At 29.5% G+C, this 12729-nt stretch carries 9 protein-coding genes; 6 read left to right on the top strand and 3 right to left on the bottom strand.

All coding sequences use genetic code 11. The annotated features are described in order from the left end of the window. The first annotated feature begins 189 nt into the window (after positions 1-189). Positions 190-2247 (top strand): ATP-dependent DNA helicase, encoded by a 2058-nt coding sequence (locus BT0_RS03740; protein ID WP_011772671.1) that lies wholly within the window; start codon positions 190-192, stop codon positions 2245-2247. On the opposite strand, the gene BT0_RS03735 is transcribed toward BT0_RS03740, so the two are convergent. Further along, positions 2237-3013 carry a septal ring lytic transglycosylase RlpA family protein gene (locus BT0_RS03735; protein ID WP_041178585.1) on the bottom strand — a complete coding sequence of 259 codons (777 nt, stop codon included), beginning with the start codon at positions 3011-3013 and terminating at the stop codon, positions 2237-2239. The genes BT0_RS03740 and BT0_RS03735 overlap by 11 nt on opposite strands. Positions 3014-3154: 141 nt before the next feature. Here BT0_RS03735 and BT0_RS03730 point away from each other — a divergent pair, with 141 nt between their 5' ends. Then, positions 3155-4156 carry an L-threonylcarbamoyladenylate synthase gene (locus BT0_RS03730; RefSeq protein WP_025375716.1) on the top strand — a complete coding sequence of 334 codons (1002 nt, stop codon included), beginning with the start codon at positions 3155-3157 and terminating at the stop codon, positions 4154-4156. A gap of 17 nt (positions 4157-4173) precedes the next feature. Here BT0_RS03730 and BT0_RS03725 read toward each other — a convergent pair whose 3' ends face one another. Next, positions 4174-5268, bottom strand: a complete 1095-nt coding sequence (locus tag BT0_RS03725) for a tetratricopeptide repeat protein (protein ID WP_236842849.1) — start codon at positions 5266-5268, stop codon at positions 4174-4176. A gap of 7 nt (positions 5269-5275) precedes the next feature. Next, the gene (gene plzA / locus BT0_RS03720; RefSeq protein ID WP_011772667.1) at positions 5276-6061 is read right to left on the bottom strand and encodes a c-di-GMP-binding receptor PlzA; all 786 of its coding nucleotides are present in this window, start codon (positions 6059-6061) and stop codon (positions 5276-5278) included. A 414-nt stretch (positions 6062-6475) separates the two neighbouring features. On the opposite strand from plzA, the gene BT0_RS03715 reads away from it, so the two are divergent. The 4 genes from BT0_RS03715 (at position 6476) to BT0_RS03700 (ending at position 12724) form a co-directional block, all read left to right on the top strand. Continuing rightward, entirely contained in the window at positions 6476-9235 is a 2760-nt protein-coding gene (locus BT0_RS03715) for a penicillin-binding protein 1A (protein WP_041178525.1), read from the top strand. A gap of 5 nt (positions 9236-9240) precedes the next feature. Then, on the top strand, positions 9241-9645 hold the full coding sequence (locus tag BT0_RS03710) for a ParB N-terminal domain-containing protein (protein ID WP_011772665.1): 405 nt from the start codon (positions 9241-9243) through the stop codon (positions 9643-9645). Positions 9646-9673: 28 nt separating this feature from the next. Beyond that, on the top strand, positions 9674-11254 hold the full coding sequence (locus BT0_RS03705; protein ID WP_011772664.1) for a glucose-6-phosphate isomerase: 1581 nt from the start codon (positions 9674-9676) through the stop codon (positions 11252-11254). 81 nt (positions 11255-11335) lie between these two features. Beyond that, entirely contained in the window at positions 11336-12724 is a 1389-nt protein-coding gene (locus BT0_RS03700) for an L-cystine transporter (RefSeq protein ID WP_011772663.1), read from the top strand. Positions 12725-12729 lie beyond the last annotated feature (5 nt).

Here is a 12729-nt window from a genome sequence, read left to right as displayed (position 1 = left end):
ATGTTCAAATTGCAATAAACAATCACATAAACTTTATGGAAAAATCCCTTGAATAGAAACAATAATGATAATTTGGAGCAATATTTCAAGAAATGAGCTCAATTTATAACAACTCAAAATTAAATAATTTCACAAATAATATTTATAAAAATATTTTTAAAGAATCAATAAAAAGGATACTTAGTAAAATTGAACTTAATTGAATATATATTCAAAAAAGCAGAGTTAAACATCAAAGGCTTTGTAAAAAGAAATACACAATTAAAGATGATCGAAAAAATAAGCAAAGCCCTTGAAAATGAAAATTTTTTAGTTATTGAAGCACCCACAGGAACTGGAAAAAGTTTTGCATACTTAATTGCTGCTATTGACTTCATTCAAAAAACACAAGAAAAAATAATAATCTCAACAGCATCTATTAACCTTCAGGAACAATTAATAAAAAAAGATATCGAATCTCTAGAAAAAATCATTCCTTTTAAAATGAAGTTTGGAATAATTAAAGGAATGAAAAACTATCTCTGCCTTCGCCGGCTTAAAGAATTTGAAAGGAATCTTTTAACATATACATTTAATAAAAAAAATTTACAAACATTAATCTACTGGTCACAAAATACACAAACAGGTGATAAAGACGAACTTAATTTTATTGACGAGCAAATCTGGGAAGAAGTATCGGCAAGCCCTGAGACATGTTCAGGTATTACCTGTCCTGATGACAATAAATGTTTTTTTAAAAAGGCAAGAAAACAAATATTAGAATGTGATATTATCATAACCAATCATCATTTACTTCTAAATGATCTCTACATAAAAAATGAAATATTAACAGAAAAAGAAAATTATGAAAACGGTTCTGAAAAAAATGATGATGAGATTAATTTAATATTGCCTAATACAAAAAATATAATAATTGATGAAGCTCATTACCTAGAAGAAGCTGCAAGAACATTATTTAGCAGAAGTTTTTCAAGAATTGGAATAAAAAAAATTTTTACCAAAATAGATAAAATAATAAAAAAACAGAACATAAATAATAAATATAAAAAAAATTTTGAAACTTCAACAATGCGATGCTTTGAAAATATTGAATATATAATACAAACACAAAAAGATTTTCCATCAATTTATAGAGTTACTAATGATACACATAAAACAAATTTTTATATAAGAATTAAAACACATTTACAAAATGTCATATATAACTTAGGAAATTACAAAGAAACCATAACATCTTTAACACAAGAGATAGAAAATAAAACAGCAAAAATAGAACTAAACAGACTAATTAAAAATATAGAATATAAAGAATCATTAATTAAAATTTTAATCTCTGAAAATCAATATGACAATCTTTGTTTTTGGATAGAAAATAAAAAAAATGTGCTTATATTTAAAATATCAGAGATTTATTTAGGCCCTGGTCTAAATAAAATTATGTATAAACGAGTAAAAAGGATAATTTTCACATCAGCTACTCTAATGACAAATCAATCATTTTCATATTTTTTAAATCAAACAGGATTGAACTTAAGTGATCAAAATATCAAAATAGAAAAGTTGCCATATTCTTTTCCTTACAGGCAAAGATCAATACTTACCGTTATATCAGATATTGAATACCCTAATAAAGAAGAAAAATTTTTAAATCAGTCAACACAGTATATTAAAGAACTTGTAATGTTAAACAAAGGCGGTACCTTAATTCTTTTAACCTCACTTAAAAGCCTAGAATATATAAGCAAAAACATTAAAGACTTTTTATTTACAAATGATATAAACCTCTTCATACAAGGGAAATTGCCAAAACATGAATTAATAAATTCTTTCAAAGAATCACAAAAAAAAAGCGTACTCATAGGAATAAAAAATTTTTGGGAAGGAATTGATATTAAAGGGGATAAATTAACAATGGTAATAATTCCCAAACTGCCATTTCAAACTCCTTCTGATCCAATTTTAATAGCAAAAAACGAATTGGCTACAAAATCGAATAAAAATTTTTTCACACAAGAAACACTGCCACAAGCAATAATGAAATTCAAACAAGGATTCGGAAGATTAATTAGAGATCCAAAAGACTATGGGATCATAGTATGTTTTGATAAAAGACTTGTTGAAAAAAATTACGGTACATTATTCCTACAATCCTTACCTAATATCAAAACTTATTACTCAAACTTTGAAAATATCAAACACATAATAGACACATTCTTTAAAAAGATAGATCAAAATACTAATCCATAGAAATACTATCTCCTGGAATTTTAGTCTTTCTTACCAAAATATCCCTATAGCCTGTAGATTTAATAAGTTCAACATTTTTATGAATATCATCAGCATAAGTAGGAATGAACACTGTAAAAAAAGGTCCATGAGAATTCACTAAAACATTAAGCCCAACTTTTTGAAGTATTCTATAAGCTCTTTGAGCATAATCTTTAGTCTTATAAGAACCAACTTGTATATAAAAATCTGGTTCTTTAGTCGAATTATCTAAAATTTTTTCTGCAACCTCAGAATGATCTTTATCTAAGTCAGCATTACTGTTTAATTTTGAACCTGAAACAACTGAATCATCCTTAGAAAAATCTTCAGTATTAACAGTTTTTTTAGCTTCCTGCGTCACAACTTTATTTTCATCCAATTGTTCCAATATCTCAATTTTTACAGGAGCAACACCTATTCCTAGAAAATCTAACTTTTCAGCAGCAGATTTTGATAAATCAATTATTCTATCCTTCCTAAAAGGACCCCTATCATTAATTCTTACAACAACTGTCCTATTATTAAGTAAATTAGTAACTCTTACAATAGTATTAAATGGAAGTTCCTTGTGAGCAGCCGTAAGAGCTGTCATATCAAATTTTTCACCATTAGCAGTAGATTTGCCATGAAAAGCCTCGCCATACCATGAAGCAAGTCCAACAGTAGCACTGTTTAATTGAGTAAAAGCAAAAAACAAAAATAAGAACCCAAATCTAATATCCATAAGATTAAATAAATTTACCATGACATGTATTATATCATATTGCATATTACAATAAAAAGCTTAAAACCTATAACATAAAATCAACAAGTTAATCTAAATTGTTTATTTGCAATTTTTTTGCTTTAATAAATAAGTAAGTAAAATTAATAGGAAATGACATTAATGAAAACAGAGATCATAGAACAACTCGAGATAAAAAAAGCAGCAAAACTGATAAGAGCAGGAGAATTAGTAGTATTTCCTACAGAAACAGTATATGGCATTGGGGCTAATGCATACAATGACGATGCAATACGAATGATCTTTTTAGTAAAGAGGCGTCCTATCACAAACCCTTTAATAGTACATGTTGAATCAATAGAAAAAATAAAAGAACTTGTAGAATATATACCAAAAAGTGCACTGATTCTAATGCAAAAATTCACCCCAGGCCCTCTAACATTTATACTAAAAAATGCGGGTAAAATATCTAACTTCATAAGCGGGGGACTTGACAGCATAGCAGTAAGAATACCATCAGAACCTGTAGCCCTCAAGTTAATAAAGATGAGCGGAGTTCCAATAGCAGCCCCATCAGCAAACTTATCAAGACGTCCCAGTGCCACTAATTTTGAAATGGCAATCAGGGAACTTGATGGTCTAGTTAAGGGAATTATCAAAAAAAATGAAGAATCAAAAATTGGTATAGAATCAACCGTTATAGGATTTGACTCTAAAGGAAATATATCAATACTAAGACCAGGTTCAATCACAAAAGAGATGATAGAAAAAGAACTTAAAGGAAAATTTAGAGTAGAATACTCAGTAGGAAAAGAAATGCTATCTAAATCACCTGGAAACTTACTAGAACATTACAAACCACGCATACCTGTTTATCTATTTAAGCAAAAAGATAATATAAGGCAGTATGCATCAAGGCAAGATACAAAAGTGCTCATCATGAAAGCTACTCTTAATTCATATTGGTTTAACAAATCTTGGAATATGAATAATATCTGTGTTTTTAATACATTAGAAGAATATGCAAAAAATATCTACAAAGTATTTGTAGAATCTGAGAAAACATACAAACAAATACTTGCTGAATTTGTAGATAACAGTCAACTTGGATACTCAATTAATAATAGACTTAAGAAAGCAAGTCTTAATAAATTTATTCCCTAAAAGCAATACAACATAAGTTAAAATTCACTACTCAATAGTCCCAAATATTTAAGGGCAAGAGGATCACTCGAATCATATTCAAGAACTATCTCAAAATACTCTCTAGCCTCTTTCCTACGTTCCATCTTTAGATAAAGAATTCCAAGATTTGAAACAATTTTGATATTATCAGGTTCAAGCTTCAAAGCTCTAAGTAAATATTTAAGACCATCATCAAACTTAAGGAGTTCCATAAAACAGATTGCAAGCTCGTTCATAGCATCGACATTCTTAGAATCAAGAGATAATACCTTAAGAAAAGCGTCTTTTGCCTCAGAGTAAAAACCCTTTCTTCTATATCCCCAGCCAAGCAAGAACCAAGCATTCCAAGAATCTTGATGATATTCTAAAAGTTTAACAAGTTTAGAAATAGCCTCATCTTCCTTCGATAAAATTATCAGATCATATATTCTCTCAAGATTTAAAGCTAAACTTTTATGAACTCCTATGGCATTTAATACGTCACTTACCTTATTTTTTAATCTTAAATTATTAGAAATTTTTAAATAATGCTTAAGTAACTCTTGAGCCCTGTCCAATTTGTATTGCTTAACAAAAAAAAAGCCAGCATTTGCAAACACATTTTCATTTGGACTCTCAAATTCTAAAAGTTTTTCATAAATCTCTAAAGCATTTTGATTACTAGTCATAGCATTCATGTTTTGATCAACCCTTAAAAAGTTTTCAGCCATCTTCTCATACAATAATGCCAAATTAAAAAGAAGAACTTCATTTTCATTATCAATACCTTTTAATGCCAAAAAAATCTCAAGAGCCAAATTATAATCTCCCTCATCAACCTTAGTAAGTCCAACATGAATAAGCGTATTGACAATATTAGGATTTAAAGCTAAGAGAAGCTTTTTATAATAAGAAAAATTCACATTATCTTGATCATAAGCCGAAATCTTAAGAATCGCAGACATAACAGCCTCAAAATTAAGTTCATCTTGAGAAAAATGCTTAACATCATCAACCTCAACGGGTAAAAGTACCTTAGGATCAAATATAAAATCTTTAATTTGACTTGTAAAATCTTCTGGAAGAGAAATATAAACAATATTTTTAAGCATAAATCCTCTAATTAAAATAATCATGAATTAACATAGTATAGTCAAGGGGAATCTTTTCCTCGCAGAATGCAATACCTAAAGCTAAAACCTTCCCATTAGGAGTTTGAATAACACTCAAATTTTTTGCCTTGCCCACAATAGAAACTCCCTTGTCTGCAATATCAAAACTTAAAGTTAAATCAGCATTACTTTCATCCATTCCCTCATAATCAAAAGAAGATATTAAAAGTGCACCTCCATAAGAGAGGTCTTTAATCAAGCATTTATGCTTAACACCCTTAACTTCAATAAAAGCTTTATCAGAACTAAGATTAAGCTTTCTAAGCGAATCTTTATCAATAATAATACGCTCATGTATTCTTTGATTCTGTCCAAGCTTTAAATCAAGCAGTTTGCCAATCTTAACTGCAACCTCTTCTGGCATAGGAGATAAAAAATCTAAAGTCAGCAAATTATACTCCTTCTCTTGAACAGAACAAGAAGATGTATTTACCAACTTCACAACTAAAGAGGGAATAAAAAAAGAATCATCTCCAACATTATCAAAACTCTTAAACTGAATATTGCCTGAATTTCCATTTTGTGCTAAAACAGGTAAAACTTTATCTTCTTGCAAAATAATCTTAATAGCATTCATAGAAATAGAATAAATTACACCATAGGCCAAATAATTACCAACTCTAATTTCAACAGAATTTTTAATATTAAGGAAACTGTTGATTTCAGTGCTCATCTTAATTTCTTTACCTCTATATTTAGCTTCATAATCTTTTATTTTCCTAGACAAAAACATAAACCTCTCCTTTAAAATCTAACAAACATGTTAAAATCGACATTCAGGAACTTTAAAGTAATAACATTCAAAATTTTTAAGTTATGCATACACTTTAAAATAATTTTATCCCAAAATATTAGATACAACCAATAGTTAATAACTTATTCAACATATCTACGAAAATCACATTAATATCCAAATAAAATCAAAATGTAAAATCAATTGTATAAACAAAAACAGCAAAAAAAGCCTTAACAAAAGATAAGCCACCCTTACTTTAATCCATATTCTCATTTCTTGCCAATTTGCATTACAGAATCCATATAGTATATATAAGAAGGAATTATAACAATAATTTCACATTAATAACAACTCATGTAAATATACTAATTTTAACATATTTATAGTATAATTATATTGGAAGGATATAACTTGAAAAATCTTAACTTTAGTAAAAAAGCTAACTTACTCATTTATATAACATATTTTACTATTAGTTTCTCTATTATCTTACTATCAATTGCAATAGTTGAGACTGTAAACATTCAAAGAGACAAAAATTTTGGCGACGTAAATCCTGCCATACCTTCAAAGCTTTTTGATACAAATGGCAGAATAATAACACAATTTATATCCGACGAGAATAGAGAATTACTCTCTTTAAGAGAAATACCTAATAACTTAATAAGTACACTTTTAATACGCGAAGATCTTAGTTTTTTCTTTCACAGAGGCTTCTCACTCATGGGAATCCTCAGAGCTGCTTTTAATATTGCTATTGGAAGATACTTTTCAGGAGGAAGTACTTTAACACAACAATTGGCAAAACTCCTTTACACCAATCAAGCAAGACGATCAATCTTAAGAAAGCTAAATGAAATTTGGTGGGCCATACAACTTGAAAAGAAACTATCAAAATATGAAATACTTGAAAAATATTTAAATAAAGTGTATTTTGGAAACGGAAATTACGGAGTAGTAGCAGCATCAAAATTCTTTTTCAATAAAAGCGTAAAAGATATTAACACTGCAGAAGCGGTTTTAATGATTATACAACTACCAAACGCAAAACTCTATTCACCATTTTACAATCCAGAATTCGCTAAAAAAATACAAAAGGCAGTATTGCATCAAGTAGTATCTAATGGAATTATAAGTACTGAACTAGCTGAGAGAGAGTTTAATGAATACTGGAAAAACTACGATTGGACTCGTATGGCAGACACATCAGCTATCTCTGATAAAGAAGATCATGCACCTTATTTCTCAGAATACATAAGGCAAAGAATAATTAAACATCTTCCATCCGGAGCAAACATATACAAAGACGGGTACTCAATATACACAACACTTGATCTTGATGCACAAAAGTATGCAGATGAAATTACACAAGAAATGATCATAAAAACAAGAAAAATGTATAATTCTACTAAATCATCTGAGACGCTGGTAATTAACTCAGAAATAGTTCCCATAATTGACACAATATCTGATCTATTTGGAATAAGAAGCACTAGAGTAAATGGAAGACAATACAAAAAATTAAGAACAAGAAAATTTTACGAAGACAATATTGATTTAATTGCAAGTTTCGCAGCAATATTAGGCATTGACAAAATAGACAAAGCAACAAAAGAATACACAATAAACAATAAAACAAATCCAAACTTCATTGTACAACCAGAAGGCGCATTCATAGCACTAGATACCACAACAGGAGCAATAAAAGCAATGGTTGGGGGAAGCGGATATAGAAAAGGAAGCGAATTTAATAGAGCAACCCAAGCAAAAATACAACCTGGAAGTGCATTTAAAGCCTTATACTTTTCAGCAGCTATTGATCTTAAAAAAATCACAGCTGCAACAATGTTTTCAGACTCTCCAGTAGCATTTTTCAATCAAGAAGGAGAAGTCTATGCACCTGAAAACTACGGAGGAAAATGGAGAGGCAATGTACTAACACGTAAAGTACTAGCTTTATCACTAAATATTCCTTCTCTTAGAATACTCGATACATTAGGATTTGAAAACGCAATTAAATATTCTGCTAAATTATTAGGAATAAAAGATCAAAATGAAATAAACAAAACATTTCCTAAAGTATATCCTCTTGCACTCGGTGTCATATCAACATCTCCAATACAAATGGCAAGAGCATTCGCAATTTTGGGCAATAATGGCAAAGAAGTGGAACCATATGGAATTAAATATATTGAAGATAGAAATGGAAAAGTAATAGCAAATGTAGAATCCGAAACACTAACAGCAATTAAAAACAAAGGAGCCAATGCACAAATAGTATCTCCTCAAACTGCCTATATTATGACAGACATGATGAAATCAACAATTCAATATGGCACCTTAGCAAATCAAAGACATACAAATCTTAAAGACTTTAAATCTGACATTGCAGGAAAATCAGGAACTACTCAAAACTGGGCTGATGGATGGGCAATAGGATACTCACCCTATATAACAACGGCTTTATGGGTTGGTTTTGATAAAAAGGGATATTCATTAGGAATTGCTGGAACAGGTACAGGACTTGCCGGTCCTAGTTGGGGAAAATTTATGGCAGAATACCATAAAAATTTACCTAGAAAAGTTTTCATAAGACCTAAAGGCATAATTAATGTACAAGTACAATCAGAAACAGGACTATTACCAGAAGGGGTACCTAACGAAACAACAATAAATGAAATATTCATTGCAGGAACTCAGCCATTTGAAAAGTCAAAATACTATGAAAATAAATCTGAATTTTTAAATAAAATGGAATTTAATGTTTATGGAATCGATAAAATCGATGACAACAATGAGTTAAACATTGAGGTTAATGAATTTGAATATCTTATAGATGATTTTAATCCATTAAATAAAATAGACAACAAAACAGAACTTGAAAATGATATCAATGAAACTAATAATAGTAGTTTGGATAATAGTTTAGAAAATGAACATAATCAAGAAAACGTGAATCATGACATACCAGATATAAATCTAGATAATAACATCAACAATACAAAGACAAATGATAATGATGACAACATTAATATAGATGATACTAATATAGACAAAAAAGACAAAGGAAACAATGAAGAAAGTAAAGCGAATCCTCTCATTGATGAAAATGAACAAATTGACGAAAATGGGCACAAAGATGTAAATGGAGAAAATATTCAATTGGATTAATAAAAATGTTAATAGATTTAGAACAAATAAAAATAAAAAAACGAATCAGACAAAATATAGGAGACACCTCAACTCTTAAAGAAAGCATTAAAAAACATGGTTTAATCTACCCAATAATAATAGATAAAAACAAAAATCTAGTAGCGGGTTTTAGAAGATATCAGGTATTAAAAGAACTTGGATATAAAGAAGTCGATGTCAAGGTAATTCCCACAGAAGATAAAAAAATTTTACTTGAAATTGAACTTGATGAGAATAATGCCAGAAAATCATTTACAAAAAGTGAATCAGAGTCAGGAGAAGAACAATTAAAATATTATTCAGAAAAAAACATAATAATCAGGTTTTTAAAATTTATAATACTTAAAATAAAAAAAATACTAAAAAGAAAAAAACAAAATAAAACTTAAATATATAAGAACTATTGGAGGAGGCTTCATGCTTAAGTATATAAACCTTAATAAACTTAAAAATTTTCAAGAATTAAGACAAACCAATCCCGAAGAACTAAAAAAGACTTTAAGTGAGGATAGAATAAAAAAATATGACATCAAAATAGAAGGACATCAAGTACATTATAACTATGCTACAAAACAAATTAACGAAACTCACTTAAACATATTTCAAAATTTAAGCGATGAAGCAAATTTAATAGAAAAATATAAAGAAATCATCGATGGAAAACATATTAATATCAGCGAAAATAGAAAAGTTCTGCACCATTTGACAAGAAAGCAACTTGGAACAGAAGTCATAGAAAATAATGAAAATATGAGGGAATTTTTTGAAAGAGAACTTAAAAGAATTTTTGAATTTGCAAAACAAGTTCAAAATGGATCGATTAAGAGCACAAGTGGAAAAGTCTTTAAAAATGTGGTACAAATCGGAATTGGCGGTTCAAGTCTTGGTCCAAAAGCACTATATACTGCGATCAAAAATTACGCTAAGCAGAAAAATTTACACATGATGAAAGCCTATTTTATTTCAAATGTTGATCCAGATGAGACAGAAGAAGTATTAAGTGAAATAGACCTTCAAGAAACCTTATTTATTATAGTATCAAAAAGCGGAAACACACTAGAGACAGCAGCTAATATGCAATTTTTAATTAAAAAATTAGAAAATAATGGTATCAAAGAATACCAAAAACAAATCATAATCATTACATCAAAGGGAAGTATGCTAGCACTTGAACAGGGATATCTTGAATACTTCTTTATGCACGATTCAATTGGTGGAAGATTTTCACCAACATCAGCTGTTGGACTTACCTTAATTACACTTTGCTTCACAGAAAACGTTACAAAAGAAATATTAAAAGGAGCTTGTGAGGTTGACAAAAAAGCATTAAATAAAAACGTAAGAGAAAATGCACCTCTCTTAGCAGCACTAATTAGTGTATATGAGAGTAATATTCTTAACTACAGTAGCAACTGCATTATTGCATATTCAAAAGCAATGGAAAATTTTTATCTTCATCTGCAGCAACTTGAAATGGAAAGCAATGGGAAAAGTGTAAACAGATTTGGAGAAAAAATTGATTATAAAACAGTAAGAATAATTTGGGGAGGAATTGGAACGGATGTTCAACATTCATTCTTTCAAATGCTTCATCAAGGAACAGATATAGTTCCAATGGATCTAATAGGTTTTAGTGAATCTCAACTAAAACAGGATAGCACCCTAGAGGGAACATCAAACAATGATAAGTTAAAAGCAAATCTAATAGCCCAAATAATTGCATTCTCTTATGGCAAAAAAGATACAAACAAAAATAAAAACTTTGAAGGTGAGCGACCTTCTGCATTAATATATTCAAAAGAACTTACACCTTATACAGTAGGTGCAATACTATCCCACTACGAGAACAAAGTAATGTTTGAAGGATTCTTACTAAATATAAATTCATTCGACCAAGAAGGAGTTCAACTTGGGAAAGTCATTGCGACTAAGATTTTAAAGGACAATAACTTAAAAGATGAAATAATAAAATCCTATGATAGACTACTTCAAGAATAAAAAAGTAACAAAACTAATTCAAAAATTTATGATTAAAATCATGCTCATTACATTAAAATTTATAAATCAGAGGCAAAAAAAATGAACACAACAATAATATATACACTACTAAATATCACAATCATGTTTACATTAATAGGACTTCTATATTTTCTACACAAAAAACACATCTCATTTACAAAAAGACTACTAGTAGCCTTAGGATTAGGAATAGCCTTTGGGATAACTATGAAACATTGTTATGAATCAGAATCAATAATACTAAAAGAAACTATTGAGTGGATTAATATCCTAGGCATAGGATATATAAGACTCATTAAAATGATGGTAATACCACTTATACTTGTTTCAATAATATCTGCAATAGTAAAACTAACAAATAGCCAAGATATTTGGAAAATGAGCTTATCCGTAATACTTATGCTTATATTTACAGCAGGAATTGCTGCAATAATTGGAATTGGTACCTCTCTCTTCTTTAATTTAACAGCAGAAGGACTCCAATCTGGAGTAGATGAAATTACACAAGGAAAAAAACTAAATCAAGGTCTTGAACGCCTACAAAAAACTCCAATTACACAAAAATTATCAGAACTGATCCCTGAGAATATATTTGCAGATATGGCAGGAACAAGATCAAACTCAACAATTGGAATAGTAATATTTGCTGCCTTAGTAGGAATCGTTGCTCTTAAAGTTGCAAAAAAAAAACCAGAATCAATAGAATTTTTTAAACAAATAATATCCACAGCACAAGATTTGACCTCTGGAATGATAATTTTAATTTTAAAATCAACACCTTATGCCATATTAGCAATGATTACAAAAATATCGGCAACAAGTGATATTTCAAGCATAATGAAACTTGGAAAATTTGCACTTGCTTCATATATTGCCATTGGCATTACAATTTTAATGCACATGACACTAATTGCACTTAATAGGCTAAATCCAATTATCTTCATTAAAAAAGCATGGCCGGTTTTGACATTTGCATTCATATCTCGTTCTAGCGCAGCAACAATACCTGTTAATGTAGAAGTACAAACCAAACAATTAGGAGTCAGTGAGGGAACTGCAAACCTTGCAAGTGCATTTGGGGTATCCATTGGACAAAATGGTTGTGCAGCACTCCATCCTGCAATGTTAGCAATAATGATTGCTCCTACCCAAGGAATAAACCCAACAGATCCTTTATTCTTACTCCAACTTATAGGAATAATAATAATAACCTCATTTGGAGCAGCTGGAGCTGGAGGAGGCGCAACAATAGCTTCTTTAATGGTTCTCTCATCAATGAACCTACCCGTTGAACTTGTTGGACTTGTAATATCTATTGAACCTTTAATTGACATGGGTAGAACATCTGTCAATGTCAGCGGTTCAATGGTTGCAGGAATAATAACAGCCAAGAACCTTAATCAATTAGACAGAAATATTTATAATAATCAAAATGAAATAGAAAAATAAGGAAT

The sequence above is a fragment of the Borrelia turicatae 91E135 genome, assembly GCF_000012085.2.
Classification (GTDB): Bacteria; Spirochaetota; Spirochaetia; order Borreliales; family Borreliaceae; genus Borrelia; species Borrelia turicatae.
This window is presented reverse-complemented; position numbering and strand designations above follow the sequence as displayed.